This window comes from Caballeronia sp. LZ034LL, from assembly GCF_031451215.1.
In the GTDB taxonomy this organism is placed as follows: Bacteria; Pseudomonadota; Gammaproteobacteria; order Burkholderiales; family Burkholderiaceae; genus Caballeronia.
The window spans coordinates 2,377,822-2,404,765 of record NZ_JARUXR010000001.1 but is presented as its reverse complement, the minus strand read 5'-3'; the positions used below and the strand labels follow the sequence as shown (position 1 = coordinate 2,404,765).

Annotated in this window: 23 protein-coding genes and 1 pseudogene; 10 read left to right on the top strand and 14 right to left on the bottom strand. The window is 65.7% G+C overall.

Translation table 11 applies throughout. The features are described 5' to 3' along the window. Window positions 1-410: 410 nt before the first annotated feature. Window positions 411-728: pseudogene (locus tag QCE83_RS11005) on the top strand (DUF3579 domain-containing protein); the annotation flags it as partial. 229 nt (window positions 729-957) lie between these two features. Here the strand turns inward: QCE83_RS11005 and rpsT are convergent. Further along, window positions 958-1,236, bottom strand: coding sequence for a 30S ribosomal protein S20 (gene rpsT / locus QCE83_RS11000; RefSeq protein WP_309809616.1), 279 nt, complete (start codon window positions 1,234-1,236; stop codon window positions 958-960). Window positions 1,237-1,678: 442 nt separating this feature from the next. Here rpsT and murJ point away from each other — a divergent pair, with 442 nt between their 5' ends. Next, entirely contained in the window at window positions 1,679-3,229 is a 1,551-nt protein-coding gene (murJ, locus tag QCE83_RS10995; RefSeq protein ID WP_309809614.1) for a murein biosynthesis integral membrane protein MurJ, read from the top strand. Beyond that, entirely contained in the window at window positions 3,229-4,074 is an 846-nt protein-coding gene (locus tag QCE83_RS10990) for a SirB1 family protein (protein ID WP_309809612.1), read from the top strand. The genes murJ and QCE83_RS10990 overlap by 1 nt, the downstream gene beginning before the upstream one ends. Window positions 4,075-4,128: 54 nt before the next feature. Here QCE83_RS10990 and QCE83_RS10985 read toward each other — a convergent pair whose 3' ends face one another. From QCE83_RS10985 to lpxK, 5 genes are all read right to left on the bottom strand, one after another. Next, window positions 4,129-4,887 carry a 3-hydroxyacyl-CoA dehydrogenase gene (locus QCE83_RS10985; protein ID WP_309809610.1) on the bottom strand — a complete coding sequence of 253 codons (759 nt, stop codon included), beginning with the start codon at window positions 4,885-4,887 and terminating at the stop codon, window positions 4,129-4,131. A 198-nt stretch (window positions 4,888-5,085) separates the two neighbouring features. Further along, window positions 5,086-5,751 carry an adenylate kinase gene (gene adk, locus QCE83_RS10980; protein WP_309809608.1) on the bottom strand — a complete coding sequence of 222 codons (666 nt, stop codon included), beginning with the start codon at window positions 5,749-5,751 and terminating at the stop codon, window positions 5,086-5,088. A gap of 295 nt (window positions 5,752-6,046) precedes the next feature. Beyond that, a complete protein-coding gene (kdsB, locus tag QCE83_RS10975; RefSeq protein WP_309809606.1) occupies window positions 6,047-6,838 on the bottom strand; it encodes a 3-deoxy-manno-octulosonate cytidylyltransferase in 792 nt (263 codons plus the stop codon). Window positions 6,839-6,859: 21 nt separating this feature from the next. Further along, window positions 6,860-7,075 (bottom strand): Trm112 family protein, encoded by a 216-nt coding sequence (locus QCE83_RS10970; RefSeq protein WP_309809605.1) that lies wholly within the window; start codon window positions 7,073-7,075, stop codon window positions 6,860-6,862. Beyond that, on the bottom strand, window positions 7,056-8,072 hold the full coding sequence (gene lpxK / locus QCE83_RS10965) for a tetraacyldisaccharide 4'-kinase (protein WP_309809603.1): 1,017 nt from the start codon (window positions 8,070-8,072) through the stop codon (window positions 7,056-7,058). The genes QCE83_RS10970 and lpxK overlap by 20 nt, the downstream gene beginning before the upstream one ends. 504 nt (window positions 8,073-8,576) lie before the next feature. Here lpxK and xseA point away from each other — a divergent pair. The 3 genes from xseA to QCE83_RS10950 all read left to right on the top strand — a co-directional run bounded on the left by xseA (window position 8,577) and on the right by QCE83_RS10950 (window position 11,242). Further along, window positions 8,577-9,944, top strand: coding sequence for an exodeoxyribonuclease VII large subunit (xseA, locus tag QCE83_RS10960; RefSeq protein WP_309809601.1), 1,368 nt, complete (start codon window positions 8,577-8,579; stop codon window positions 9,942-9,944). Between the two features lie 210 nt (window positions 9,945-10,154). Next, window positions 10,155-10,736 (top strand): superoxide dismutase [Fe], encoded by a 582-nt coding sequence (gene sodB / locus QCE83_RS10955; protein ID WP_309809599.1) that lies wholly within the window; start codon window positions 10,155-10,157, stop codon window positions 10,734-10,736. A gap of 353 nt (window positions 10,737-11,089) precedes the next feature. Further along, entirely contained in the window at window positions 11,090-11,242 is a 153-nt protein-coding gene (locus QCE83_RS10950) for a hypothetical protein (RefSeq protein WP_309809597.1), read from the top strand. Between the two features lie 69 nt (window positions 11,243-11,311). Here QCE83_RS10950 and QCE83_RS10945 read toward each other — a convergent pair whose 3' ends face one another. The 4 genes from QCE83_RS10945 to QCE83_RS10930 all read right to left on the bottom strand — a co-directional run bounded on the left by QCE83_RS10945 (window position 11,312) and on the right by QCE83_RS10930 (window position 16,585). Beyond that, window positions 11,312-12,586 carry an EAL domain-containing protein gene (locus tag QCE83_RS10945; protein WP_309809595.1) on the bottom strand — a complete coding sequence of 425 codons (1,275 nt, stop codon included), beginning with the start codon at window positions 12,584-12,586 and terminating at the stop codon, window positions 11,312-11,314. Window positions 12,587-12,832: 246 nt separating this feature from the next. Beyond that, window positions 12,833-14,266, bottom strand: coding sequence for a multidrug transporter subunit MdtD (mdtD, locus tag QCE83_RS10940; RefSeq protein ID WP_309809592.1), 1,434 nt, complete (start codon window positions 14,264-14,266; stop codon window positions 12,833-12,835). Window positions 14,267-14,273: 7 nt separating this feature from the next. Then, window positions 14,274-15,020 (bottom strand): GntR family transcriptional regulator, encoded by a 747-nt coding sequence (locus QCE83_RS10935; protein ID WP_309809590.1) that lies wholly within the window; start codon window positions 15,018-15,020, stop codon window positions 14,274-14,276. A gap of 344 nt (window positions 15,021-15,364) precedes the next feature. After that, window positions 15,365-16,585 carry an MFS transporter gene (locus QCE83_RS10930; RefSeq protein WP_309809588.1) on the bottom strand — a complete coding sequence of 407 codons (1,221 nt, stop codon included), beginning with the start codon at window positions 16,583-16,585 and terminating at the stop codon, window positions 15,365-15,367. A 334-nt stretch (window positions 16,586-16,919) separates the two neighbouring features. Between QCE83_RS10930 and xdhA the strand changes: the two genes are divergently transcribed. The 3 genes from xdhA to xdhC are packed head-to-tail and all read left to right on the top strand — an operon-like array spanning window position 16,920 to window position 21,325. Next, window positions 16,920-18,443, top strand: a complete 1,524-nt coding sequence (gene xdhA, locus QCE83_RS10925; RefSeq protein WP_309809586.1) for a xanthine dehydrogenase small subunit — start codon at window positions 16,920-16,922, stop codon at window positions 18,441-18,443. Window positions 18,444-18,458: 15 nt separating this feature from the next. Next, window positions 18,459-20,822, top strand: a complete 2,364-nt coding sequence (gene xdhB / locus QCE83_RS10920) for a xanthine dehydrogenase molybdopterin binding subunit (protein WP_309809584.1) — start codon at window positions 18,459-18,461, stop codon at window positions 20,820-20,822. After that, window positions 20,819-21,325 carry a xanthine dehydrogenase accessory protein XdhC gene (gene xdhC, locus QCE83_RS10915; protein ID WP_309809582.1) on the top strand — a complete coding sequence of 169 codons (507 nt, stop codon included), beginning with the start codon at window positions 20,819-20,821 and terminating at the stop codon, window positions 21,323-21,325. The genes xdhB and xdhC overlap by 4 nt, the downstream gene beginning before the upstream one ends. A 9-nt stretch (window positions 21,326-21,334) precedes the next feature. On the opposite strand, the gene QCE83_RS10910 is transcribed toward xdhC, so the two are convergent. The 4 genes from QCE83_RS10910 to QCE83_RS10895 form a co-directional block, all read right to left on the bottom strand. Further along, window positions 21,335-22,267 (bottom strand): AraC family transcriptional regulator, encoded by a 933-nt coding sequence (locus tag QCE83_RS10910; protein ID WP_309809579.1) that lies wholly within the window; start codon window positions 22,265-22,267, stop codon window positions 21,335-21,337. 70 nt (window positions 22,268-22,337) lie between these two features. Further along, window positions 22,338-23,366, bottom strand: coding sequence for a LysR family transcriptional regulator (locus QCE83_RS10905; protein WP_309809578.1), 1,029 nt, complete (start codon window positions 23,364-23,366; stop codon window positions 22,338-22,340). Window positions 23,367-23,619: 253 nt separating this feature from the next. Further along, entirely contained in the window at window positions 23,620-24,279 is a 660-nt protein-coding gene (locus QCE83_RS10900; RefSeq protein WP_309809576.1) for a 2-hydroxychromene-2-carboxylate isomerase, read from the bottom strand. Between the two features lie 136 nt (window positions 24,280-24,415). Then, window positions 24,416-25,936 (bottom strand): TAXI family TRAP transporter solute-binding subunit, encoded by a 1,521-nt coding sequence (locus QCE83_RS10895; protein ID WP_309809574.1) that lies wholly within the window; start codon window positions 25,934-25,936, stop codon window positions 24,416-24,418. A gap of 605 nt (window positions 25,937-26,541) precedes the next feature. Between QCE83_RS10895 and QCE83_RS10890 the strand changes: the two genes are divergently transcribed. Next, complete coding sequence (locus QCE83_RS10890; protein WP_309809572.1) at window positions 26,542-26,910, top strand: BON domain-containing protein; 369 nt, start codon at window positions 26,542-26,544, stop codon at window positions 26,908-26,910. The last annotated feature ends 34 nt before the right edge of the window (window positions 26,911-26,944 follow it).

Below are 26,944 nucleotides of genomic sequence, written 5' to 3'. Positions count from 1 at the left end.
CGTCCGCGCCGTCACATGCGCCGCGCGTGCCCGTCCGACGGCCTTCACGGACGTCTTCGCAGTGTGCGTCGTGTTTGTGTGCGCTGCGGAAAAAAGGTCGCTGCGGTATAATCGCGTTCGCTCGTTTCAACAGTTCTGCAACATCAAGCACCGTTTCACTCGCATGTGCGAAGGGGCTCGCAAGCGTCCCGCAGGCGTATTTTTGTGCGTGTTTTGTGCATACGGATCGCGGTGAATGACCCAGTGCTGTCGAGTCTGCCATCCTCTCGTGGACGCGAATGTTCCCCTTCAACGGAGAGCCGTTCGCGAACAACCGCCCGGCGCCATTTGCTGCGCTGGCTCCTGCGGTTTCCGTCGTGTGGATGTGCGTTCGCCGGTGCGCGTCACCGGCCGTCAACAGGTATTGCTACATGGCTGAATCATCCCCTACCGAATATTTCATACAAGGCATCACCAAGAACGGGAGGAAGTTTCGGCCGAGCGACTGGTCGGAGCGCCTGTGCGGTGTGATGTCGGGATTCGGTCCGAAGGCAAGAGGGCCGAACGCACGGCTGCAATATTCCATCTACGTTCGTCCGACGATGATCGGCGACATCAAGGTCGTGATCGTCGATTCCCGGTTGCGCGACATCGAGCCGATGGCCTTCGACTTCGTGCTGAACTTCGCGAAAGACAACGACCTGCTCGTGACCGAGGCGTGTGAATTGCCGCCGCATCATGGCACGCAGGGCGCGTCGGGCGCCCCGTCCCAGCCGGCGCACGAGCAGCCGAAGCAGGAATCCGAGGTGCCGGACACTGGAAGTCCGCACGCCCAGCCGTAAGCCGGCTTGAGTCGAGCAGACGCAAAAAAGCCCGCCGAAGCGGGCTTTTTCGTTACTGCGCAGCGGAAACAGGAAGCTGCTTCGACGAACGCCGGAACGCGGGAAGCGTGCGGCGCCCGCGCGAAGCGGGCCGGAATTACTGGGCAGCCGGGGCTTGCAGGCCCTTGATGGCTGCAGCCAGGCGGCTCTTGTGACGAGCGGCCTTGTTCTTGTGGACGATCTTCTTGTCCGAGATGATGTCGATCGTCTTGACCGACGACTTGTACACTTCGGCAGCCTTGGCCTGGTCGCCGGCGTCGATAGCCTTGCGAACTGCCTTGATGGCCGTGCGGAACTTCGAGCGCAGCGCCGAGTTGTGCGAATTGGCTTTAGCGGCCTGACGGGCGCGCTTGCGAGCTTGTGCGGTATTTGCCATGACGGTTCCTTGTCCTGTTTCTGCTGTTACTAGTGTGGAGCGCGCCGGCCGGAGAGGGCCTTGAACTGGCCTGAGCCGGTCATTCGGGCGTGCTGCCTTGTCCTGTTTGTCTTGCCTGAAATCCCGGGAACGCGTGCAGCGACGCAGCGTTGTGATGGCCCGAGAACCGCTGATACTTCGCCGGCCGGAGCCGGGGAGAGACGCGAAGCTACACGGATCCGGATATGCAAGGGATACCCGAGGGGCAATCCGGGCAATCCGGGCGTTTTCGGAGCTTCGAAACCCGCGATTATAGCAACGGAACCGGAATCGTGACAAGCGCGACGTCATCCGTGCGATGGCGCGCAGGATTGGCACGATCGGTCAAGGTTGCGGGCTTTGCCGCCAGCGAGCGGCGGTGTGTCGCAGACGCGCCGCACGTGGCCCGTATAATGAGCGCCCCATGAATCTATTCCGAGCCCTACTGACGGTCAGCGGCTTCACGCTGCTGTCCCGCGTGACCGGCCTGATCCGCGAAACGCTGATCGCCCGAGCCTTCGGCGCCAGTCTCTATACCGACGCGTTCTACGTCGCGTTCCGTATCCCCAACCTGCTGCGGCGTCTGTCCGCCGAGGGTGCGTTCGCGCAGGCGTTCGTGCCAATCCTCGCCGAGTTCAAGAACAGCCAGGGCCACGATCCGACCAAGGCGCTCGTCAACGCCATGTCGACCGTGCTGACCTGGGGGCTCGTCGTGCTGTCGCTGGCGGGCATGGCGGGGGCGAGCTGGGTCGTGTTCGCGGTCGCGTCGGGGCTTGCGCACGAAGGCGCCGCGTACGGCCTTGCCGTCGAGATGACGCGCATCATGTTCCCGTACATCGTCTTCATCTCGATGACGACGCTCGCGTCCGGCGTGCTCAACACCTACAAGCAGTTCTCGCTGCCCGCGTTCGCGCCGGTGCTGCTCAACGTGGCGTTCATCTTCGCGGCGGTGTTCGTCGCGCCGCACCTGAAGGTGCCGGTGTATGCGCTCGCCTACGCGGTGATCGCCGGGGGCATCCTGCAGTTGCTCGTGCAGCTGCCGGGCCTGAAGAAGATCGACATGATGCCGCGCATCGGCTTCAACTTCCGGCGCGCGCTCGCGCATCCGGGCGTCAAGCGCGTGCTGCTCAAGATGGTGCCCGCGACCTTCGCCGTCTCGGTCGGGCAGCTGAGCCTCATCATCAACACGAACATTGCGTCGAACATCGGGCCGGGCGCCGTGTCGTGGATCAACTACGCCGACCGCCTGATGGAATTCCCCACCGCGCTGCTGGGCGCGGCGCTCGGCACCATCCTGCTGCCGAGCCTCTCGAAGGCGCACGTCGACGCCAATAACGACGAATACTCCGCGCTGCTCGACTGGGGCCTGCGCATCACCTTCCTGCTGGCCGCGCCGAGCGCGGTCGCGCTGTTCTTCTTCGCCGAGCCGCTCACCGCGACGCTCTTCCACTACGGCAAGTTCGACAGTCATTCGGTTGTCATGGTGGGCCGCGCGCTGTCGGCGTACGGCATCGGGCTGATCGGCCTGATCCTCATCAAGATCCTGGCGCCGGGCTTTTACGCGAAGCAGGACATCAAGACGCCGGTGAAGATCGCGATCTTCGTGCTGGTCATGACCCAGGTGAGCAATTACCTGTTCGTGCCGATCTTTTCCCATGCGGGCCTGACGCTGTCGATCGGCCTCGGCGCGCTCGCCAATGCGTCGCTGCTGTTCGTGGGCCTGCGCCGCCGCCAGATCTACCGGCCATCCGCGGGCTGGGCGCGTTTTGTCGTGCAGTTGCTCGGCGCGTGCCTGATTCTTGCGGGCGTGATGCACTGGGTGGCGATCAATTTCGACTGGATCGGCATGCGCGCCACCCCGATGCTGCGCATCGCACTGCTGGGCGCGAGCCTGGTCGTGTTCGCGGCGCTATATTTCGGTATTCTTTCCGCGATGGGCTTCAAGTACGCCTACTTCAAGAGACGCACGCTTTGATGACGACAACGCGTATCCTCGACTACTTCTCGTCGCTGATGGCGGACGACGACACGCTTCCGCTCACGGAAGCCGGTTTGTCGCTGGCCCAGGACGCGTACCCGGATCTCGACATGCAGACCGTGCTTGCCGAGATCGACGAGCTGGTCGTGCGCGCCCGCCGCCGCCTGCCCGACGACGCTGACGTCCGGACGCGCGTCGATGCGCTCAACCGATATTTTTTCCGCGAGCTGGGTTTCTCCAGCAATCTCAACGATTACTACGATCCCGACAACAGCCATCTGAATGTCGTGCTGCGGCGCCGGCGCGGCATTCCGATTTCGCTCGCGGTGATCTATCTGGAAATGGCCGACCAGCTCGGCCTGCCGGTGCGCGGCGTGTCGTTCCCGGGGCATTTCCTGCTGCGCGTCGCGTTGCCCGCGGAAGATCTGATGCTCGATCCGACCACCGGCCAGACGCTCTCCGAGGCGCAGATGGTCGAGATGCTGGAGCCGTACGTGCAGCGTGCCGGCGAATCGATCGGCAGTGCGTTGCGCGTGCTGTTGCAGCCCGCGACGCGGCGCGAGATCGTCGCGCGCATGCTGCGCAACCTCAAGTCCATCTATCTGCAGACGGAGCGCTGGCAGCGCTTGCTCGCGGTGCAGGAGCGGCTGGTGATCACGTTGCCGCACAGCATCGAGGAAGTGCGCGACCGCGGCTTCGCCTATGCGCGGCTCGATTATTTGCGTCCGGCGCTGGAGGACTTGCAGCGCTACATCGAACATCGGCCCGACGCGGAGGACGCGACGGTCGTCGAAACCGAACTGCACGAGCTGCGGCAGCGCACCCAGCAAAACGGCGACTGAATATAAAACGGCGGGCGTCGAAAGAAACCCGCCGTTTTCACAACTGAAACGCCATCACTTCGGCTGCATGCGGATCGCGCCGTCCAGACGGATCACTTCGCCATTGAGCATCGGGTTGTCGAAGATCTGCTTGACGAGCATCGCGTATTCGTCGGGCTTGCCGAGGCGCGGCGGGAACGGCACCATCGCGCCGAGCGCGTCCTGCACCTCCTGCGGCATGCCGAGCAGCATCGGCGTCTCGAACAGGCCCGGCGCGATGGTCATCACGCGAATGCCGCTCCTGCTCAGGTCGCGGGCGATGGGCAGCGTCATGCCCGCCACGCCGCTCTTCGAGGCCGCATAGGCCGCCTGGCCCATCTGCCCGTCGTAGGCGGCGACCGACGCCGTGTTCACGATCACGCCGCGTTCGCCCGCGCCGTTGGGCTCGTTCTTCGACATCACGTTGGCCGCGAGCCGGATCATGTTGAAGGTGCCGATGAGATTGACCGCGATCACCTTCGAGAACAGATCGAGCGCATGCGGGCCGTCGCGGCCCACGGTCTTCGCCGCCGGTGCGATGCCCGCGCAGTTCACGAGGCCGCGCAGCGTGCCGAGCGCCAGCGCCGATTCGATGGCGCGTTGACCGTCGCTTTCCTGGCTCACGTCGCACTTGACGAACGCGCCCGACAGTTCCTTCGCCAGCGCTTCGCCCGCGGCCTCGTTCATGTCGGCGAGCACGACCTTGCCGCCGAGCGACGCGACGAGGCGCGCCGTCGCGGCGCCCAGGCCCGATGCGCCGCCGGTGATGAGGAACACGTTGCCCTGAATCTCCATGTCTCTTCTCCTTTGTGTGATGCGTGCAGGCGAGGGCGGGGTGGATGCCGCTCGCCGGAAGTGTGTCCTTGGTGTCCTTGTGGGAGCCGCGTCGATTGTAGCGAAGCCGCTCGCCGCGCCCGCGATCGGCAGGCGTAAAAAAACCCGCTCGTGGGAAGCGGGTTCTGGAGAACGCGAAGAACGCGAAGCGAAGCGCGCTTACTTCAGCGCGTCGAACACGCGCGTGCGGATTTCATCGACGGTGCCGAGACCGGAGATCGCACGATACGCCGGCGCCTTCAGGCCATTCGGCGCGGTGCCGTTCTTCGCCCAGTCGTTGTAGTACGAAATCAGCGGCTTGGTCTGCGCGACATACACGTCGAGACGCTTCTTCACGGTCTCTTCCTTGTCGTCGTCGCGCTGGATCAGCGGTTCGCCGGTGACGTCGTCGGTCATGTCCACCTTCGGCGGATTGAACTTGACGTGGTACGTCCGGCCCGACGCCGCGTGAACCCGGCGGCCGCTCATGCGCGTGATGATTTCGTCGAAGGGAACGTCGATCTCGAGCACGTAGTCGATGGCGACGCCCGCGTCCTTCATCGCTTCGGCTTGCGGCAGCGTGCGCGGAAAACCGTCGAACAGATAGCCGTTCTTGCAGTCGTCGGACTGCAGGCGTTCCTTCACGAGATTGATGATGAGCGAGTCCGGCACCAGTTCGCCCGCGTCCATGAAGCGCTTCGCCTCGACGCCGAGCGGCGAGCCTGCCTTGACGGCCGCGCGCAGCATGTCGCCGGTGGAAATCTGCGGAATGCCGAATTTTTCCTTGATGAAGTTTGCCTGGGTGCCCTTGCCCGCACCGGGTGCCCCCAACAGGATCAAACGCATGGTGATATCTCCGAATCGTCTAGAAACCGCTTCACGCCGCGAGGCTCGTTGATATCCGAAGGCCTGGCTCGTGCGGCGTCGACGACAGGGCGCGCAGCCGATGGGAGACGGCGGGCACCTGCGGACAGCGGCGCAACGTTGAGCGTGGCGCTGGCCGGAAGGCTCGCGCAATCGTTCGATTATGCCACGGCTCTTTACGGCCGCGACCGTAATAACGCGCATAGGAAACCCCGAGAACCGCGCCGGCCGGGCGTTCCGGCGGGGTTTACACGGGTTGTCTCAGGCTTTCAGTGTTTCAGCTCGACGCGGGGAAGAGTGCTTGGACGCGGGCGAGATCGGCGGGCGTATCGACGCCCGGCGGCGGCGCATCCTGCGTCACGCGCACCGCGATGCGTTCGCCATGCCACAGCGCACGCAGTTGTTCGAGCGCTTCGGCGGCCTCGATCGGCGCCTGCGCGAGATTCGGAAAGTCGCGCAGGAACTTCGCGCGATAGGCGTACAGGCCGATGTGGCGCAGCACGTTGTCCGGCACCGCGGGCAGTTGTCCGAGCGCGGCGACGTCCGGCCAGTGCGGCTGCCAGAGATCGCGCGTCCAGGGAATCGGCGCGCGCGAAAAGTACAGCGCGATGCTCTTCGCATCGAGCACGACCTTCACCACGTTGGGATTGAAGACGTCGGCGGGATCGTGGATCGGATGCGCGGCGGTCGCGATCGCGCAGGCGGGAAACGCCGCGAGGTGCGACGCCACGTCGCGGACGAGTTGCGGATCGATCAGCGGTTCGTCGCCCTGCACGTTGACGACGATGGTGTCGTCGGCCCAGCCGAGCCGGGTTGCGACTTCGGCGAGGCGGTCCGTGCCAGTGGGGTGATCCGAACGCGTCAACATCACTTCGATGCCGTGATCGCGCGCGGCTTCGACCACGCGGTCCGAGTCGGTCGCGACGATCACCTGGCGCGCGCCCGATTCGCGCGCGCGCTCGGCGACGCGCACGACCATCGGCTTGCCGCCGATATCGGCGAGCGGCTTGTTGGGCAGACGGGTGGACGCGAGGCGTGCGGGAACGACGGCGATGAACGGTACGGACATGTCAGGCATGTTCAGGCTGAATCAGACGTCGCCGGCCGGCTTGAGTGGCTGGATCGGTTCGACGGGCGTGCCCTCGACGGTCTGGCGCGCTTCATCGACGAGCATCACGGGAATGCCGTCGCGGATCGGGTAGGCGAGCTTGTCCGCGCTGCAGACGAGTTCCTGCGCGGCGCGGTCATAGCTGAGCGGGCCTTTGCAGATCGGACAAACGAGGATTTCAAGCAGACGTGCGTCCACGGAGTTTCTCCACAACAAGAGCGATGAGGCGCGGCCGGAGCACGGCTTGCACCGGAACGACCCAGATGCGTGCGTCGCGCCAGGCGCCCAATTTTACTGCATCCTTTTCGGTGATCAGGATCGCATCCGCCTCCACGCCGGCGAACGGATTCTCGCGATAGGCGTAGTGATCCGGGAACGCGCGCGTCGCGGGTGCAATGCCCGCCGCGCGCAGCGTCGCGAAAAAGCGCTCGGGCGAACCGATGCCCGCCGCCGCCGTCACCCGCTCGCCGGCGAACTCGCCGAGCGGCCGGCGTACCGAGGGATCGTCGAGCAGCCATGCGTCGCCGGTCTCGAGGTCGAGCGAGAAGGTGTCCGGCCACGGCGGCAAGGTGCGCTCGTAGGGACTGTTGATGAGCGTCGCATCGCGGCGGCGCGACATCGGCTCGCGCAACGGGCCCGCCGGCAGCAGGAAGCCGTTGCCGCCCAGACGGTCGTCGAAGACGACGAGTTCGAACGCGCGGGCCAGCCGATAGTGCTGCAGGCCGTCGTCGGACACGAGGACGTCGACATTCGGATGCGCCGCGAGCAGCGCTCGCGCGGCGGCCACGCGGTCCGGGCAGACGAACACCGGCGCGTGGGTGCGGCGCGCGATCAGGAGCGGTTCGTCGCCGACCTGCGCGGCCTCGCTGGCCGGCGTCACGCTGAGCGGCTTTGGCACTTTCGCACCGTAGCCGCGCGACACCACGCCCGGCTGGAAGCCGGCGGCGCGCAGCGCTTCGACCAGCGCGATGACGGTCGGCGTCTTGCCCGTGCCGCCCACCGTCACATTGCCGACGACGACCACCGGCACGCCCACGTCGATACGCTTGAGCCAGCCGAGTTCGAAACAGGCGCGGCGCAGCGCTGCGATTGCGCCGAACACGCAGGCGAAGGGCGTCAGCGCCCAGGCGACCGGACCGCGGCGGCGCCACTCGCGGGCGAGGAAGTTTTCGACCGGCGGCTTGAAATCAGACATGGACCGCCTTTACGCGGAACGCGGGCGGGACAGAAGCGGAACAAAGCGGATAAGGCGTGGCGTGCAACGGCAGCTCCTCGAGTGTCGGTTGGCGTTGAACGGATCGACCGGCGACGGCGGCCGCGCGCCTCGATGGCGCAAGCGTGCCCGGCCGCGGCTGGAACCCGGCACTCTAGCGCGCGCGGGCCGTGCGCGCCAGTCGCCCGGTCGTTCCCGAGCCCGGCTTCGGCACTGCGCGCCTGTGGATAACTCTGTGAAAAACTTCCGGAACCGGGCGCAGCAAGCCGCGTCAGGAAAGAGTTGCTTCGGCGAAGACAGTGTTCATATCAATCTATTTTTGCAAAATCAACGACTTAGGACGAATCCTAAAGCTTTCGCGGGCGCGCGGCGCCGGGGCCGGTAAGTCTTTCTGTGTGGACACTTGCTACACTGCCGTACCTCGCCGAGCGGTTCTTGTCCATTGGGCCAATCAGCCGTAGCGGCCTGTTTCTTTCCGGTTCAGCCATGACTCCCGATTCCCTGCCATCGCCAGGCGGCGAAGCCGTCATTCCCGTTTCAGCGCTCAATCGCGCGATCAGTTCGATGCTCGAGCGCAGCTTTCCACTCGTCTGGGTGTCGGGCGAGGTGTCGAACTTCACGCGGGCGGCGAGCGGCCACCGGTATTTCTCGATCAAGGACGCGGGCGCGCAGATGCGTTGCGTGATGTTCCGCGGCCGCGCGCAATACGCCGAGTTCACGCCGCGCGAAGGCGACCGCATCGAGGTGCGCGCGCTCGTCACGATGTACGAGCCGCGCGGTGAACTGCAACTGAACGTCGAGGCGGTGCGCCGTACCGGACAGGGACGGCTCTACGAAGCGTTCCTGCGGCTCAAGGCGCAGCTCGAAGGCGAAGGCTTGTTCGCGGCCGAGCGCAAGCGCGCGCTGCCGTCGCATCCGCGCGGCATCGGCATCGTGACGTCGTTGCAGGCGGCGGCGCTGCGCGACGTGCTCACGACCCTGGCGCGGCGCGCGCCGCACGTGCCGGTGGTGGTGTATCCGGCGCCGGTGCAAGGCGCGGGCGTCAGCGCGAAGCTCGCCGCGATGGTCGAAGCCGCCAATGCGCGGCGCGAGGTGGATGTGCTGATCGTATGCCGCGGCGGCGGGTCGATCGAGGATCTGTGGGCCTTCAACGAAGAAGTGCTGGCTCGCGCGATTGCCGAGAGCGCGCTGCCGGTGGTGAGCGGCGTCGGCCACGAGACGGATTTCACCATCGCCGATTTCGCCGCCGATGTCCGCGCCCCGACGCCCACGGCCGCCGCCGAGCTCGTGAGTCCGCAACGCGTGCTGCTGTTGCGCGAACTCGATCATCGTCATGCGGCGCTCGCGCGCGGTTTCGGCCGCGCGATGGAACGCCGCGCCCAGCAACTCGACTGGCTGGCGCGCCGGCTCGTCAGTCCCGCTGAGCGGCTGGCGCGGCAGCGTGAGCATCTGCGGCAACTGTCGGGGCGTCTGGTGTCGGCGGGGGCGCGGCCTGTGCGCGATGCGCGCGCGCACTTCGCGCTGGTTCAGTATCGCTGGCAGCGCAAACGGCCTGACGTGGGCGCGGCGCGCGAGCAGGTGTCGAGACTCGCGCAGCGCCTGCAACGCGCGAGCGAGCGCCGTGCGGAGCGCGAGCGAGCGTGTGTGTCGGAGCTGGCGGCGAGGTTGCAGGTGCTCAGTCCGCAGCGCACGCTGGAACGCGGCTACGCGGCGTTGATCGATGCCCAGACGGGACGCGCGATGCGTGCGCCGAACGCATTGAAGCCGAAGCGTCCGTTGACGGTGCATCTGGCGGAAGGATCGGCGGATGTGTTGCTCGCCGATGTCCAGCCGCGTCTGTCGGATGAATTCTGACGCCTGAAAAATCACATGTTCAGGCGTACATTGAAGGGCGCCGTGTCGCCCGTGGAAGCACTTTTTACGCCGTCGAAGGCGATTGGAAATCGATCTTACTCATAAAGGGCACACGGTTTGCTGGGTTATCCCAACTCGCCTACAATCCATTGCTCCACTGCCTCACTCCCCCGCAAACACACATTCCACATAGAAAGGAAGGCTCGCATCATGGAACATAAGCTCCCGCCGCTGCCGTTCGAAAAGAACGCGCTCGCTCCGCACATGTCGGAAGAAACGCTCGAGTATCACTATGGCAAGCATCACCAGACCTATGTGACCAATCTGAACAAGCTGATCCCGGGTACCGAATTCGAGAACCTGTCGCTCGAAGAAATCGTGAAAAAGTCGTCGGGCGGCGTGTTCAACAACTCGGCTCAGGTCTGGAACCACACGTTCTTCTGGAACAGCCTTTCGCCGCAGGGCGGCGGCGCACCGACCGGCGCGCTGGCTGACGCGATCAACGCGAAGTACGGCTCGTTCGACAAGTTCAAGGAAGAGTTCGCCAAGGTTGCCACCGGCACGTTCGGTTCGGGCTGGACCTGGCTCGTGAAGAAGACCGACGGCAGCCTCGACATCGTGTCGACGAGCAACGCCGCCACGCCGCTGACGACGGACGCCAAGGCGCTGCTGACCATCGACGTGTGGGAACACGCGTATTACATCGACTATCGCAATGCACGTCCGAAGTTCATCGAGGCTTACTGGAACATCGTGAACTGGGACTTCGCTGCCAAGAATTTCGGCGCGTAAGTTTTGGGTTGTTGCGGCCCTGTGGGCCGCTTCGGCAAGAGCCGCATCGATTGAGTTCGATTGCGGCTTTTTTGTTTTTGTAACTCGGACAATGGCACTTATGCGGGGCGGGGATGGGGGCGTCGAGCTCAAAAAGACCAACGGCTGCCCAAGGGCAGCCGTTGTATGCGGGACTCTCTATCCACCGTGAGGTGAAACACCCACTCCAGGTGGGACCCGATTTCCTGGGCGGCGCTACGCTTTTGTCACCCGCTCCGCGTAGTTTTAACGAATGTTAGCAGACTGCACGCCCCATCCAAGCGCGACAAATCCCAAAACCCTAAAATAGCGCTTTGGATCCCCGCACCACCGCCATGAAACACCTCGCAGGCCTCTGCTTCGCAGCCTGGTCCGCCGCCGCACTGCTGTATTTCGGACGTCATTCCGTCGCGTTGATCGTGCTCTCCGGCGTGGTCATGCTGGCAGGCTTCGATCTCGTCCGCCCCGAACCCGACCACAACGCCTGATTCCAGAAACAAAAAAGCCTCCCCAATGGAAGGCTTCCGCTCCGTCAATCAGGCGCGATGCGCAACCCGCTACCGCCGTCGCGGCACCGCTTCCCAGTTGATGTCGACGCACAGCACCTGCAATCCATAAGGCGTCTGCGCCGCGATCGACGCTGTCACGCACAGATGCGCCTCGTTGATCGACAGATACGGCGCCGTCAACTGAACCCGTCCCGGCGCACGCAGCGCCTCGATGAAATACGGGCGCCGCTCCCAGCTCGCGCCTTCGGAATGCAGCAGCGGGCTGAAGCGTTTCGCGCGCTGCGACGTGCGCACGATGGGCACCACGTTATCGCCGATCTGCCGTCCGGCCTGATCGAGCAGGAAGCAGCGGGCGGTGTCGGCGAGTTGCAGCAGTTCGCTCGTAGCCGCAACGAGCGTTTCACCTTCCATCAGTTTCACCGATGCCCGTTCAAGCCCGCTCACATACGGTTCGAGACGCGTGGCCTGGGCCCGCTCGCGCGCGCCGATGCGCTCGCGCGACGCCGCCGTCAACGCATCCATCACGCTCGCCGCAACTTGCGGATGCACGGCATCGACGCTCGGCTGCGCGAAATATGCGCCCTGCACGAAATCCACGTTGCACTCCAGCGCGATCAACGCGTCACGTTCGGTGGAGAGACCGCCCATCAGCACGAGCTGGCCGGACTCGTGCAGCAGCGACACGAGCCGCGGCAGCACGCGCTCGATATGCGAATGCTCGGTGGCCTGCTGGAGGATGCAGCGGTCGAGCGTCACGATGTCGGGCCGCAATTGCCACACGCGATCGATGTTCGAATGCTTGACGCCGAAACCGTCCAGCGCGATCAGAAAGCCCGACTTGCGCAGCGAATCGATGATCTCGGTGAAGCGCGTCGTTTCGCCGCCGGCCTGCTCGGGCACCTCCAGCACCACGCGCTGCGGTGACAGGCCAATGTCCTTCAGCGCCGCGACCAGCGCGTCGCCGTAGCTCATGTCCATCAGCGCGGCGGGATGCAGGCTCAGGAAGAGCCATTCGTCATGACTGTCGAACGCGTTGAAGTTGCCGAGATGAAGGGATTCGGCGAGCCGTCCGAGTTCGAGCAGATCGCCGCGCCGCGCGGCCTGGGTGAAGACTTCGTGCGACGGCACATGACGATGCGTGTCGTCGCGGGCGCGCAGCGAAGCGTGATAGCCGATGGCGCGCCGGTGCGACACCGAGAACACGGGCTGAAATACGCTGAAGACGGTGTATTCGCCGTACAGCACGGTGCGTCGCGAGCCGTCGTCGCCCGCGACGGGGCGCGGCGGCTGAAAGCGGGGAGGGTCGAGATCAACCATGCTCATGGTGTCGAGGCATCGGGGCAGGGAAACTGAACAGCGCTAGTTTACAGGAACGGCTTACCTCCGTTCGAGCAAAAAGCGTGCAAATTCAAGCGGCAAGCGGCTCCCGGAAGGCTTGCGGCGGCATGCCCGCGACAATTCGTGTGCGGATACGCGGATCATGCCGCACACCCGGGAGCGCGCGCCGCGCCGCTGTGCGCGCGGGCACCGGCGCGGTGCGCGCTCCCGGTGCGCGGTCCAGTGTTCCGTCTAGTTGGCTTCCGACGGATCGGGCTTGCGCGGCGCCGAGCGCACTTCGGGCGCGAGCTGGGCGAAGATCCACGCCGTCGCCGCCGTGATGACGCCCACGCAGAGAAACGTCGCGTGAAAGGCCGGCAGCGAATTCGACGCGGTCACCTGCGGCAGCAGATTCGTGAAGGTCGCGAGGATCGCGCCGGCGACGGTCACGCCGAGACTCATCGAGAGCATCTGCACGAGCGAGAACAGGCTGTTGCCGCTGCTCGCGCCGCCCGTGCCGAGATCCTTCAGCGTGAGCGTGTTCATCGCCGTGAACTGCACGGAGTTGACGGCGCCGAACACCGCCAGCTGCACGAGCCGCAGCCACAGCGGCTGGTGCGCGCTGGCCAGCGAGAAGCTCGCCATCATCAGTCCGACGAGCACCGTGTTCACCACCAGCACGCGCCGGTAGCCGCGCCGCTCGATCAGCCGCGTCACTACGCGCTTCGACAGCATGCCGGCGGCAGCCACAGGCAGCATCATCATGCCGGCCTGGAACGCCGTGTAGCCGAGACTCACCTGCAGCAGCAGCGGAATCAGATACGGCATAGCGCCGCTGCCGATCCGCGCGAACAGATTGCCGAGCAGCCCGACGCTGAAAGTGTGGATCTTGAACAGATCGAGCGAGAAGATCGGCTGAGGGGCGCGCGTCGCGTGCAGGCCGTAGGCGACGAAGCAGCCGAACGACAGCACCAGCAGCACGATGACGATGGCGTGCTGCAAGCCGAGATCGGCGAGGCCGTCGAGCGAGATCGTGAGCGACACCATGCCGATGGCCAGCAGCAGGTAGCCCGCGAGATCGAACGGCGCGGTGGCGGGATTGCGGCTGTCGGGCATGTACATGTTGGTCGCGATGCAGCCGACGATGCCGACCGGCACGTTGATCAGGAAGATCCAGTGCCACGAGGCGATCTGCACCAGCCAGCCGCCGAGCGTCGGGCCGATGAGCGGACCGATCAGCCCCGGAATCGCGACGAAGGCCAGCGCCGACAGATAGCGTTCGGCGGGAAACACGCGCAGCACCGCGAGCCGTCCGACCGGCAGCAGCATCGCGCCGCCGATGCCTTGCACGACGCGGAACGCCACCAGCGCCTGCAGCGACTGGGCCTTGGCGCAGAGCAGGGAGCCGATGGTGAACACGAGGATCGCGCTGAAGAACACGCGCCGCGTGCCGAGCTTGTCCGCGAGCCAGCCGGAGACGGGGATCATCATCGCCATCGTGAGCGAGTATCCGATCACGACGCCCTGCATGCGCAGCGGCGCTTCGCCGAGGCTGCGGGCCATCGCGGGGAGTGCGGTGTTGACGATCGTCGAGTCCAGCGTCTGCATGAAGAAGCCCGTCGCGACGATCCACAGCATGACGGACAGCGAGCGGTCGGACGGCGTGCGTGTTGCGATATCGGTCATGGGACGCTTATTTGCGGAGTTCCGCGACGAAGTCGTAGTAGTCGTTGCGACAGTAGGTGTCGGTGAGTTCGATGGCGCGCTGGTCCGCCGTGTAGCCCACGCGCGTGATGAGCAGCAGCGCGTCGTGCGGCGCGATGCCCATCTGCGCGGCGATCTCCTGGCTCGCGTTCACCGCGCGGAAGTGCTGGAGCGCGCGCACGATCGAGAGGCCGCGCGAGTCGAGATAGCTGTAGAGCGAATCGCCGATGGCCTGCGGCTCGGGAATGCAGGCGGCCGGAAAGGTGGAGTTCTCGACGGCCATGACGATGTCGTCGGCGAGACGCAGGCGCTTCAGGCGCGTCACCGCCGCGGCGGGCGAGAGGCCGAGCTGGATGACCTCTTCGCGATTGGCGGGCTCGATGCTGCGCGAGAGCCACTTGGAACTGGGAGTGAAGCCGCGCCGCCTGAGCATCTCCGAAAAGCTCGACAAGCGTGAAAGCGGGTCTTCATAGCGCGGCGTGATGAAGCTGCCCGCGCCTTGCTCGCGCCGGATCAGCCCTTGCTCGACGAGCAGCGCGATGGCTTTGCGGGAGGTGATCCTCGATACGCCGAGCGCATCGGACAGGACGCGTTCGGAGGGCAGTGCCTCGCCTGCGTTCCAGCGATTCTCGTGGATGGCGTTGGCGAGCTTGCGGGCGAGCTGGAGATAGAGCGGGGTGTCGCTGTCCGGGTCCGGGCGCAAGTCGCGCCAACGGTCTTCCGATGTCGAGTTCATAAGCGGACGCAGAGGGGCCAAGCGGCGATTTTAAGACAAACCTCGGTGACGAAGGTCGCGCGGATTCTTATACTGTCTGCGATCACGTGGTTTCGGAGCGGCTTTCGGCACGTCCTTCGGTTCACACGATCCAGAATTCGCCTTCACATGGAGCAGTCAATGACGCCAGGCAGGATCAGGACAAGACCGTGGGATTCCGCCGGTCATTTGAAGCCTGCCTTCAGGACAGCGGCGACGATCCCGTGTTCATCGATCATGCACTGCGAAGGTGTTGCCGGAAGACGGTGATCCCAGCATCGGAATCAGGATTGCAGCCGCTCGCCGGTCGCCGGTCGCAGAAGCAATCAAGCCGTCGCCGGTCCGCCCACGCCGCGTCCCGTGCGCACATACAGCGCCACGGAAAGCGCCACCGCCGCGGCCGCCGCCAGCGCGGCGAACAGGAACACCGAGCCGTAGCCGAATTCGCCCGCGACATACCCGGCGAGCGGCCCGGTCAGCCCGAGCGACAAATCCAGGAACACCGAATAGGCCGACAACGCCGCGCCCCGGCTGGCCGGCGGCACGAGTCCGACCGCTTCCACGCCGAGCGCCGGAAACACGAGCGCAAAGCCGAAGCCGGTCAGCGCCGCGCCCGCAAGCGCGAAGGTCGGTTCCGCGGCGAGCCACAGCATCAGCAGGCCGGCGCATTCGAACGCGAACGACACGATTGCCACCCGAAAGCCGCCGTAGGCCTTGATCGTGTTGGCGAACAGCAGGCGCGCGCCGATGAACATCGTGCCGAACACGGTGAGCGACAGCGCCGCGTTCGGCCAGTTGTGCGCCGCGTAGTACAGCGTGATGAAGGTGGCGATCGAACCGAAGCCCGCCGAACCCAGCGCCAGGCCGAGGCCATGCGGCAGCACGCGGAAGAACACGCTGCGATATGACATGCGCTCGCCATGCACGATCGGTACGCTGGCCATGCGCGTCGCGAGCCAGTAGCCGAAGCCGCCCAGCGCGATCACGAGCAGCCCGAGCACCGCGAACCCCAACGCATGATCGATCGCCACGCCCAGCGGCGCGCCGATCGCCAGCGCGCCATACGTCGCGATGCCGTTCCACGAGATCACCTTCGCGTTGTTCGTCACGCCCACGCGCCCGATGCCCCACGTGATCGAACCGGTGCCCACCCAGCTTTCGCCGAAGCCGAGCACGAGCCGCGCGATCACCAGCAGCACCAGGCTCGCCACGTGCCATTGCGCCGCGAGCGCCGAGCCCAGCAGCAGCACGCCGCTCACGGCACAGGCCGCCAGTCCGTACAGCACGGTTTTCTTGGGACCGAGGGTGTCGGCGGTGCGGCCCGCGAGCGGCCGCGACATCAGCGTGGCGAGATACTGCACGCTGATCGCCGCGCCGGCCATCACCGAGCCGTAGCCGAGATCCGTATGCACGAAGCCCGGCAGCACCGCCAGCGGAATGCCGATGGTCAGGTAGCACAGGAACGTGTACAGCACGACGGGCAGGATGCGCAGCGTGACGGCGAAGTCGCCTTGCGGCGCGGCGGCGGAGCGGGGCTCGGTGGACATAGGGAAATTGCGGGCTTGTATTCGGCGCGAAGGCGTGATTGTCACATATGTTGCGTCGCAGCGTCGCGCCGGTTTTGTAACCAGGTGGGACAAAACGCCTGTCCGAACGATCGGACGGCATCGGCCCGAGCCTTGTCGCGTAAGGCTTTGACGGCATATCGGGACAGGAGTATGCCCACCATGCAATGTCACCTATGGGTTGCGGATTTTGGCAGTGATAGCTTTCGAACCATCGAGGCGGCAGGACCGGCCCAACCGTTCGTCCCTGTCGCGCATGCCACCGGCTGCGCACCCCGCGCAACCAGCAGAACAGCATCGAAGAGCCCACATCCCCATGAGCCAGCCGATCCGCTTCTATCACCGCAACGCGATCCAGGAAGTGAGCGACGCAGCGACGACGCGCACCGTCCTGCAATACCTGCGCGAAGACGCGCGCTGCACCGGCACCAAGGAGGGCTGCGCGGAAGGCGACTGCGGCGCGTGCACCGTGGTCATCGGCGAGCCGGACGGCCAGGGCGGCGTCGCGTTCAAGGCCGTCAATTCGTGCGTGCAGTTCCTGCCGACGCTCGACGGCCGCGCCCTCTTCACCGTCGAAGACCTGCGCCAGCCCGACGGCACGCTGCATCCGGTACAGCGCGCACTGGTCGACTGCCACGGCTCGCAGTGCGGTTTCTGCACCCCGGGATTCGCCATGTCGATGTTCGCGCTCTATGAAAAGCACGGTCATGCGACCACCGGTTGCGCAGGCGCCTGCGAGAAGTCGAAGCCCTCGCGCCAGGAGATCAGCGACGCGCTGACCGGCAACCTGTGCCGCTGCACGGGCTATCGGCCGATCATCGACGCCGCCGAGCAGATGTTCGATCACGCGCCGCTCGCGCCCGTCAACGTTCCGGCGCTCGCGCGTTCGCTCGACAGCATCCGCCGCACCGATACCTTCCATTACGAACACGCGGGCCGCCGTTTCGACGCGCCGCGCACCGTCGAGGCGCTCGCCGCGCTCAAGGACAGCAATCCGGACGTGCGGATTCTTTCGGGCAGCACCGATGTCGGCCTGTGGGTGACGAAGCAGCTGCGCGATCTCGGCGACATCGCCTATGTCGGGCAGATCGACGCGCTCAAGCGCCTGGAGACGACCGGCGAGTGGATCGAGATCGGCGCGGGCGTGTCGCTCGAACGCGCCTACGCGGAACTCGTCAAGACCTATCCGGAGCTCGAGGAAACGCAATTGCGCTTCGCGTCGCTGCCGATCCGCAATGCGGGAACGCTTGGCGGCAACGTCGCCAATGGCTCGCCGATCGGCGATTCGATGCCGGGTCTCATCGCGCTGAACGCGCACGTCGTGCTGCAGAGCGTGAACGGCACGCGCGAGATGCCGCTCGAAGACCTGTATATCGCGTATCAGAAGAAGGACATGGCGGCGAACGAGTTCGTCGCGGCCATCCGGGTGCCGACCCGCGCGGGCCAGCATGCGAAGCGCCAGTTCCGCGCGTACAAGCTCTCGAAGCGCTTCGACTCCGACATTTCCGCCGTCTACGCCGCGTTCTCGTTCATCGCCGATGGCGAATTCATCCGCGAGCCGCGCCTGGCCTATGGCGGCATGGCCGCGACGCCGAAGCGCGCCGCGCATGCCGAAGCCATTCTCGCCGATGCCCAGTGGCACGAAGCCACCGTCCAGGCCGCGATGATTGCATTGAGCAAGGACTACCAGCCGCTCACCGACATGCGCGCGAGCAGCGACTACCGTCTCGACACGGCCAAGAGCCTGTTGTATCGCTTCTGGCTGGAGACGCGCCCGAACGATCCGCTGGACAAGTCGAAGCTGGATGTGCGCGCCATCGAACTGGTCGAAGCGAAGTAAGAAGGGGAGACGAACATGAATCAGCAAGCAGAAGCTTTCCTCGCCGAAGCCAAGTCGCTCGCGAACGAAGCGGGCGATTTCAAGCAGGTCCACGTATCGCGTCCGCATGAGTCGGCGCATCTGCACGTGAGCGGGCGCGCCAGCTACACCGACGACATTCCGATCGTCGCGGGCACGCTGCACGCGGCGCTCGGCACGAGCCCGAAGGCGCACGCGAAGATCGTGTCGATGAACTTCGACGCCGTGCGCGCGACGCCGGGCGTCGTCGCCGTCTTCACCGCCGACGACATTCCCGGCGTCAACGACTGCGGCCCGATCATCCACGACGATCCGGTGCTCGCGCAGGGCGTCGTGCAGTTCGTCGGCCAGCCGATGTTCATCGTTGTCGCGACGTCGCACGACACCGCGCGTCTTGCTGCGCGCCGCGCGAAGGTCGAATTCGAGGATCTGGTGCCGGTGCTCACGCCGGCCGACGCGCGCAAGGCCGAGTCCTACGTGCTGAACCCGCTGAAGCTCTCGCGTGGCGACGCCGCCGGCCGCATGGCGCAGGCCGCGCACCACGAGCGCGGGGCGATGAAGCTGGGCGGCCAGGAACAGTTCTACCTGGAAGGCCAGATTGCCTACGCCGTGCCGAAGGACGACGACGGCATGCACGTCTACTGCTCGACGCAGCACCCGACGGAAATGCAGCATCTCGTCGCCCACGTGCTGAACGTGCATTCGCACAACGTGCTGGTCGAATGCCGGCGCATGGGCGGCGGCTTCGGCGGCAAGGAATCGCAATCCGGCATTTTCGCGTGCTGCGCCGCACTGGCCGCATGGAAGCTGCTGTGCCCGGTGAAGCTGCGCCCGGACCGCGACGACGACATGATGATCACCGGCAAGCGCCACGACTTCATCTATGACTTCGAAGTCGGTTACGACGACGACGGCAAGATCGAAGGCGTGGCCGTCGACATGACATCGCGCTGCGGCTTTTCCGCCGACCTGTCCGGTCCCGTGATGACGCGCGCCGTGTGCCACTTCGACAACGCCTACTGGCTGTCGGACGTGAAGATCGAAGGCTATTGCGGCAAGACCAACACGCAGTCGAACACCGCGTTCCGCGGCTTCGGCGGGCCGCAGGGCGCGTTCGCGATCGAATACATCATGGACAACGTCGCGCGTGCGGTCGGGCGCGATTCGCTCGACGTGCGCCGCGCGAATTTCTACGGCAAGACGGACAACAACCAGACGCCGTACGGACAGACGGTGGAAGACAACGTCATCCACGAACTGATCGCCGAGCTGGAAGAGACGAGCGACTATCGCCGCCGCCGCGAAGCCATCAACGCCTTCAACGCCAGCAACGAGATCCTGAAGAAGGGTATGGCGCTGACGCCGGTGAAGTTCGGCATCGCGTTCAACGTGACGCACTTCAACCAGGCCGGCGCGCTGGTTCACATCTATACCGACGGCTCCATGCTCGTGAATCATGGCGGCACGGAAATGGGCCAGGGCTTGAACACGAAGGTCGCGCAGGTGGTCGCGCACGAGCTCGGCGTGAACTTCGAACGCGTGCGTGTCACGGCGACCGACACGAGCAAGGTGGCCAATACATCGGCGACGGCGGCTTCCACCGGCACCGATTTGAACGGCAAGGCCGCGCAGGACGCCGCGCGCCAGTTGCGCGAGCGGCTTGCGAAGTTCGCGGCCGAGAAGTTCGGCGGCGGGACGGTGACGGCCGAGGAAGTGCGCTTCGCGAACGACCGCGTGATCGTCGGCGGCGATGCGATTCCGTTCGGCGAAGTCGTGCAGAAGGCCTATCTCGCGCGCGTCCAGCTGTGGTCCGACGGCTTCTATGCCACGCCCAAGCTCTACTGGGATCAGGCGACCATGCAGGGCCGTCCGTTCTTCTACTACTCGTACGGCGCGGCGGTATCGGAAGTGGTGATCGACACGCTCACCGGCGAGATGCGCGTGCTGCGCGCGGACGCGCTGCACGACGTGGGCGCGTCGCTCAATCCCGCACTCGACAAGGGTCAGGTGGAAGGCGCGTTCGTGCAGGGCATGGGCTGGCTGACCACGGAAGAACTGTGGTGGAACGACCAGGGCAAGCTGATGACCCACGCGCCGTCCACCTACAAGATCCCGACCACCAACGACATGCCCGCGGACTTCCGCGTCGAGCTGTTCAACAACCGCAACGTCGAGGACAGCATCCATCGTTCGAAGGCGGTCGGCGAGCCGCCGCTGCTGCTGCCGTTCTCGGTGTTCTTCGCGATCCGCGACGCCGTCTCGGCAGTCGGCGATCACACGGTGAATCCGCCGCTCAACGCGCCCGCGACGGCCGAAGAGATCCTCAAGGCGGTCAACGCCGTGAGGAGCGCACGCTCATGATGCACGTCGTCCTGTTCGGCGCTGGCCATGTGGGTCATGCGCTCGTGAAGGTGCTCGGCACCTTGCCGTGCGTCGTGCAATGGGTGGATGCGCGCGACGAACTGTTCCCCGACGAAGTCCCGGCCAACGTGCAGGTCGAAGCCACCGACCTGCCCGATGCCATCGTCGACGAAGCGCCCGCCGGCGCCTACTTCATCGTGATGACGCACGATCACGCGCTCGACTTCTCGCTCACGCAGCGCATCATGCGGCGCGACGACTTCGCGTATTTCGGGCTGATCGGCTCGAAGACCAAGCGCGTGAAGTTCGAACGCCGTCTGCTGGAGCGCGGCGTCGCGGCGGACCGGCTGGCGGAGATCACCTGTCCGATCGGCGTGGAAGGCATCGTCGACAAGGCGCCCGGCTCGATCGCGCTGGCAGTCACCGCGCAGTTGCTGCGCGTGCGCGAGATGACCGCGCGCTACGGCGCCGATGCGTGGAAGACCGTCCGCGCAACCGCGTGACGACGACGCTCAAGTAATGCCGTTGGCCTGCCGGAAGCGTCCCGGCGCCACGCCGTAGAGTTCCTTGAAACGCTTGCTGAAAGCCGCCTCGGACTGGTAGCCGACATCCGCCGCGACGTCGGCGATGCTCTTGCGGGTGCGCGTGAGCATCGTGCTCGCGAGCTGCATGCGCACGTGACTTAGCAGTGCGAGCGGCGAGCTCTCCGAATGCGCGGAGAAGGCGCGCATGAAGGTGGCGCGCGACATCGCCGCTTCCTTGGCGAGCATCTCCAGTGTCCACGGCTCGGCGGGGCGCTCCAGCATCGCGATGATCGATGCTCCGAGCCGCCGGTTCGAAAGCAGGCCGAGCACGCCCGCGAGCGACGGCTGACTGGCCAGCCACGCGCGCAGCACCATCGTGAAGAGAGCGGTGGAGAGTGCCGTGACGATCGACGGCGCGCCCAGTTGTGCATCCTCGGCTTCGCGCCGCATGGTCTGCACGAGCGGATCGAGATAGGGCGCGGACGTGCGTGAGAAGGACACATGCACGACGTCCGGCAGGACATCGACGAGCAAGGCGCGCGGCGCGTACAGGAAGCGGCCGCACAGCAGGTCGACCGCCGGATCACGCTCGCTGCAATTGCTCTTCACGATCACCGCGCCGTTATCGCGCTTCTCCACATCCCCGTTAGCTTCAACCCGCAAGGCGCCGGCATCGCGCGCCTCGATGCTCAGCACGTGCGCGTCGCCGCGCGGCAGGACAAAGATATCGCCGGCGCGCAGTTCAAGCGGCGCATGACCTGGACGCAGGATCGCGCAGGCCCCGTCCAGCACGACGTGATAGACCGCTTCGCCCGCCGGCGCGGGCGCGTGATCGAGTTCGAGCGGTCCGCTCAGCAGGCAGCGCAGATCGAGCGCGCCGGACAGATTCGCCAGCTGGATCAGTTTGTCGAGAGCATCCATGGGAATGGTCGGGGTCGGGCAGTTGGCTTCGGATACTACCGAAAGTCCTGCCGCCGCGCCGCCTACACGCTCACTTCCGCAGTTCTGCTTCGCCGAGTTCGGCGCTGTCGTCCGTGTCGGGTGTGCCGGGTGCGTCGGGTGTGTCGGGCGCGCTCGTCGCCGTCGCCGCGCCTTTCCTGCCGGTGAGGGAGGCGGACACCGTCGAAATCAAGGTGCGCAGCCACGCGACGTCGGTGGGTTGATCGGGTTGCGGCAGCGACAGCTGATAGCACTTGATGCGCGGGAACGGCACCGGCGATTCGAGAACGGCGAGCGGCAGCATCGACGCATAGTGCTGCGCGAAGCGGCGCGGCGCCGTGAAGATCAGGTCCGACTGCAGCAGCACCTGCGGCACCAGGCCGAAGTAGGGGATCGTCGTGACGATGCGCCGCTCGATGCCCGCGCGCGCCAGTCCGATGTCGATCGGATGGCGCCGGCCGCCGCTGTACGGCGTGGGCGCGAGATGCGCGGCGCGCGCATAGCGGTCAATGGTGAGCGGCTCGCGCGCAAGCGGATGGTTCGTGCGCATCAGGCAGACGAAGACGTCGGAGAACAGGTCGCGGCGTTCGAAGCGCGGCTCGGGCTTGGTCCAGTTCGCGACCATCACGTCGATCTCGCCATGGTCGAGCATGCGTTCGTGATCGCGCATCGGATTCAGCGACTCGATCTCCAGCCGGGCGTGCGGCGCCGCGTCGCGAAAGGCGGCGACGAGCGTCGGCATGAAGAAATCGTTCAGATAGTCGGGCGCGGCGAGCCGGAAGGTGCGGCGCGAACTGGCCGGATCGAAATCGCCGTGCGGGGTCGCGACGAACTCCACTTCGCGCAGCGCGCGCTGTGCCGGCGCCAGCAGCGACTCGCCGTATTCGGTCGGCACCATGCCCTGCTTGCCGCGCACCAGGATAGGGTCGTTCAGGATCTCGCGCAGGCGGCGCAGCGCCGTGCTGATCGCCGGCTGGGTCTGGTTCAGCCGCTGGGCCGTTTGCGTAACGCTGCGCTCCTGCAACAAGGTGCGCAGCACGCGGATGAGCCAGATATCGAGGGAGTCGGCGGGTTCGTTCATGATCGGGCGATTGGATTCGGTCAGGCCGACAACGCACGTCCGCTGGTGTTTGTAAGCGTCCGCGCGCCGCGCGCGACGCTGCCCGGACGTCCGGAACGCCCAGGTCACCGATATGTCACGCAGCCTGTTCCGAAGTTAACCGCTTATCCTTTTTTGACGCCATAGCGGGAGCGCTATTTGTGAGATAGGCGCCGGCGCGCTTCTGCGGCACGATCCAGCCCCATCCAGCCCCATCCAGCCCCATACAGCCGCGTCAGGCGAAATCGGCGTCGCGCGGCGCGGTCGGCAATGCACTGATGCGCTTCACTTCCTTGCCGTCCAGCCAGTTCGGCGAACGCGCGACATACAGCACCATCGGCAGCGTGTCCTCGCCCCAGAAGATCTGCTCGTTGACAAGGAAGGTCGGCACCCCGAACACGCCCATCCGGACCGCCCGGTCGTTGTTGTCGCGCAGCTTCGCCTTGATGTCCTCGTCTTCCACGCGCGTCACCGCGTCCGGCATGCCGACGTGCTCGCACAGGCCGCGGAAGCCGTCCTTGGTGGCGGGATCGCGCCCTTGACGCCAGATGTAGCGGAAGATCTCCCGCACGCAGTTGATCTCGCCGTTCGCCAGCACCGCGAGCCGCAGCGCCTTGGCGGGATCGAACGGATGGGCGGGCGGCATCTTGAACGGAATGCCCAGTTGCTCCGCCCGGAACAGCGCATGGCGATAGGTGAAGACGCGCTTGGAGGGAATCGTCGCGGCGTGCGGCTGGCCCCAGCGTTCGAGCAGCGTCATCAACTGGACCGGAACGAGTTCGAACGGCATGTCCGGCCATTTCTCGTGCTGCTCGAGCAGCAGGTACGAGAACGGCGAGATGAAATCGAAGAAAAAGTACGGTTGAGCGGAATGGCTCGAAAGCGGGGCACTCATGTTGCCTCTCCCTGATTGTCCCTGGCGGTCCCGCGCGGCGGACACCCGGGCTGCGTCTGTTATTCGTCGTGCGCGGCGCTCAACCCCTCGTGACGGGAGCGGAGCGGCGCGCTTTGCAACGTCGCTGCTATCGATATTATGTGCTGCGCGGCCCGGTGTCTGCCTGCGTTGCGATGGCCGGGGCGTCGGTCTGCGTCGCATCGCCCTCGGCGCTGCCGTCCGTCGCGCCTCCTGCTCCGGTTGCGGGCGCCGCCGGTGCATTCGCCAGCCGCTGGCGCACGAACCCGATGTGCTCGCGCAGCACATAGAACTGATCCGCGAAGGCGAGCGGCATTTTCATCCGGTTCACGGCGGTTTCGATCGCGTCGATGCGGTCGAGCAACGCATCCCGCTGCGCGAGGTCGGGACCGTTGATCGCCTCCCGCTCTATCGCAATGAGCGCGCCATACCAGCGGTAGATGCGCGATTTCACCCGCCACCGGTACAGCCCCGGCACCAGCCGCAAGCCTGGAATCAGGACCACGATCAGCGGCACCAGCAGCCAGACCGCGCGGTCTGCGAGACTGGCGACCCAGAACGGCAGCGAACGGTACAGGAAGCTCTTGCCGGATTTGTAATAACGCTCGGCGTTGTCGCTGATGCGGAATTCATGGACCAGCGGCGCCGGAAACTCGTTCGCGCGTTGCAAGAGATTCGCGCGGCCATGCACTTCGCGCGCCGCCTCGATCAGCAGATCCGACAAGGCCGGATGCAGGCTGTCGCGCGCGACCAGTTCGGCTGTCGGCGCGATCATGTGCACCGGGCGCGGCGGCAGGTTGCGGGCGAAGTCGAATGCGCCCATCGGCAACTGGATCCCGGTGAGATACGGGAAGCGGCGCGTATAGGCGTCGGCCTGGGCGAAATCCATGAAACGGATGGCAGGTGTGCGCATGAGCTTGATCATCGTCCGCGGCTGGGCGGAATCGCCCGCGAGGAAGACGGCGTCGACCCTTCCGGCTTCGAGCGCCTGCGCGGCTTCGTCGCCGGCGAGCGGCAGCAGTTCAGTGTCTCCGCCCGGTTCGATGCCGTTCGCCTTCAGCAGCGTGAGCGCCAGCACGCGCGAGCCGCTGCCCTCCGCGCCGATCGCGAGGCGCTTGCCCTTCAGCTCGGACAGCCGGTTCACGACCGTCGGGCTGCGGTAGAACACCACGAGCGGCACATACGACACGCTGCCCAGCGACTCCAGGTTGTCGGGCGTCTCGCCCGGCTTGGTCAGGCCGCCCTGCACGAAGCCGACATCGACCTTCGAATGCGGGTCTTCCAGGCGCGTCAGGTTGTCGAGCGAGCCCTGGGTTTCCAGCACGTTCAGCGTGACGCGGTTGCGCGCGAGAATCGTCTTGTACTTCTGCGCGGCGTTCCAGAAGGAACTTCCCTTCGGGCCGGCCGCGAGGGTCAGCGTGTTCGGCGGCGCGGGCTGGATCAGCCGGATGGCCAGATAGATCGCCGCGGCGCAGACCAGCAGGATGGGCCCGAAGGTGAGCGCCAGGTCGCGCCAGGAGATCGCCACGAAGCGGGCGACGATTTTCGGCTGCGGCCGGCGCCGCCGGGGCGCTTCCGGTTCGCCGCCAGGATTGCCGTCAGGATTGCCGCGGGGATCGGGACCTGTGGATTGAGTCATTTCGTGAGTGATCGTGAAACTTCGTGCAAGCGAGCTTACCCGATCGCACCGTGGCTTCCTTTGCAGGCAGGTTTCGAAAGCGCCGGCCTGACGTCGCGGATTGCCGGAAACGAGCGCCGCTTCGCAGCGTGCCCTCGTGTACGCCGACTGTGACATCGCTGTGTCTTCGCCGCCGCCGATGTTGCTCGCACGGGCGGCGTCGTTAAATGTTTTGCGCTAATGGCCGCGCTGGGCTAAATTGACGATCGCCGCCGCATGTCAGAAGCCTCGCGCGCCGCTGCCCGCAGTTTGGGCTGCAGTGTCGCTCCGAGCCGCGCAACGCACCGCGCCATGCGTCAGGACATATTCGAGCCGACGGGCATGCCACCCGATCAACCGGCCACTGATTGTTTCGTTCGCCAGCCTCTCGCAGCACCGTGAGCCGCATCCGCCGGCTTGCCTCCGCCATGCCTTCGAGCCGTTTCCGCTCCGGGCGATGCGCGTGGTCACGGGGCAACCGCTCGATGTCGTAGCCAGCCGCCAGCAAGCGCGGCCCGGATTTGAAGTGCAAAAAGAGCGAAGTAGCAAACTGTGCGAAGTCAACAAGCGAAACAAAAGGAGAAACCATGAAAGCAGTAGATCTCTTGAAGGCGCTGGGCGTGGTGCTGTGCGTGACCATTGCCTCGAGCGCCTATGCCCAGTCGAGCGACACGTCGGCGGCCACGTCGGCTGCGCCGACCAAGGCGCAGAAGTCCGCGGTCAAGAAGGAAGACCGCAAGCTCGGCTACGCGGTGCGCCGCGCGCTGTCCAAGGCGCAAGGCTTCGATGTCTCCAACGTCTTCGTCCGCGCACGCGGCGGCGCGGTGACGCTGACCGGCACGGTGCCGGAAGGCGGCCAGATCGCCCAGGCGGAAGAAGTGGCGAAGGGCGTCCAGGGCGTCACATCGGTGAGCAACAAGATCACCCTCGGCGTCCAGAACGGCGGCGGAGGCTGATCCGGGACGCAGGCGGCAGACTTCGGGCGGCGTC

Bases quoted from the DNA above. Each gene is read 5' to 3' on its own strand.
- QCE83_RS10895 (WP_309809574.1), bottom strand. From the start codon at position 25,936: ATGACTCAATCCACAGGTCCCGATCCCCGCGGCAATCCTGACGGCAAT.
- QCE83_RS10950 (WP_309809597.1), top strand. From the start codon at position 11,090: ATGAAACACCTCGCAGGCCTCTGCTTCGCAGCCTGGTCCGCCGCCGCA.
- QCE83_RS10945 (WP_309809595.1), bottom strand. From the start codon at position 12,586: ATGAGCATGGTTGATCTCGACCCTCCCCGCTTTCAGCCGCCGCGCCCC.
- murJ (WP_309809614.1), top strand. From the start codon at position 1,679: ATGAATCTATTCCGAGCCCTACTGACGGTCAGCGGCTTCACGCTGCTG.
- xdhC (WP_309809582.1), top strand. From the start codon at position 20,819: ATGATGCACGTCGTCCTGTTCGGCGCTGGCCATGTGGGTCATGCGCTC.
- QCE83_RS10985 (WP_309809610.1), bottom strand. From the start codon at position 4,887: ATGGAGATTCAGGGCAACGTGTTCCTCATCACCGGCGGCGCATCGGGC.
- xdhB (WP_309809584.1), top strand. From the start codon at position 18,459: ATGAATCAGCAAGCAGAAGCTTTCCTCGCCGAAGCCAAGTCGCTCGCG.
- lpxK (WP_309809603.1), bottom strand. From the start codon at position 8,072: ATGTCTGATTTCAAGCCGCCGGTCGAAAACTTCCTCGCCCGCGAGTGG.
- xseA (WP_309809601.1), top strand. From the start codon at position 8,577: ATGACTCCCGATTCCCTGCCATCGCCAGGCGGCGAAGCCGTCATTCCC.
- QCE83_RS10900 (WP_309809576.1), bottom strand. From the start codon at position 24,279: ATGAGTGCCCCGCTTTCGAGCCATTCCGCTCAACCGTACTTTTTCTTC.
- QCE83_RS10905 (WP_309809578.1), bottom strand. From the start codon at position 23,366: ATGAACGAACCCGCCGACTCCCTCGATATCTGGCTCATCCGCGTGCTG.
- QCE83_RS10990 (WP_309809612.1), top strand. From the start codon at position 3,229: ATGACGACAACGCGTATCCTCGACTACTTCTCGTCGCTGATGGCGGAC.
- QCE83_RS10890 (WP_309809572.1), top strand. From the start codon at position 26,542: ATGAAAGCAGTAGATCTCTTGAAGGCGCTGGGCGTGGTGCTGTGCGTG.
- xdhA (WP_309809586.1), top strand. From the start codon at position 16,920: ATGAGCCAGCCGATCCGCTTCTATCACCGCAACGCGATCCAGGAAGTG.
- QCE83_RS10935 (WP_309809590.1), bottom strand. From the start codon at position 15,020: ATGAACTCGACATCGGAAGACCGTTGGCGCGACTTGCGCCCGGACCCG.
- QCE83_RS10930 (WP_309809588.1), bottom strand. From the start codon at position 16,585: ATGTCCACCGAGCCCCGCTCCGCCGCCGCGCCGCAAGGCGACTTCGCC.
- QCE83_RS10910 (WP_309809579.1), bottom strand. From the start codon at position 22,267: ATGGATGCTCTCGACAAACTGATCCAGCTGGCGAATCTGTCCGGCGCG.
- mdtD (WP_309809592.1), bottom strand. From the start codon at position 14,266: ATGACCGATATCGCAACACGCACGCCGTCCGACCGCTCGCTGTCCGTC.
- rpsT (WP_309809616.1), bottom strand. From the start codon at position 1,236: ATGGCAAATACCGCACAAGCTCGCAAGCGCGCCCGTCAGGCCGCTAAA.
- adk (WP_309809608.1), bottom strand. From the start codon at position 5,751: ATGCGTTTGATCCTGTTGGGGGCACCCGGTGCGGGCAAGGGCACCCAG.
- kdsB (WP_309809606.1), bottom strand. From the start codon at position 6,838: ATGTCCGTACCGTTCATCGCCGTCGTTCCCGCACGCCTCGCGTCCACC.
- sodB (WP_309809599.1), top strand. From the start codon at position 10,155: ATGGAACATAAGCTCCCGCCGCTGCCGTTCGAAAAGAACGCGCTCGCT.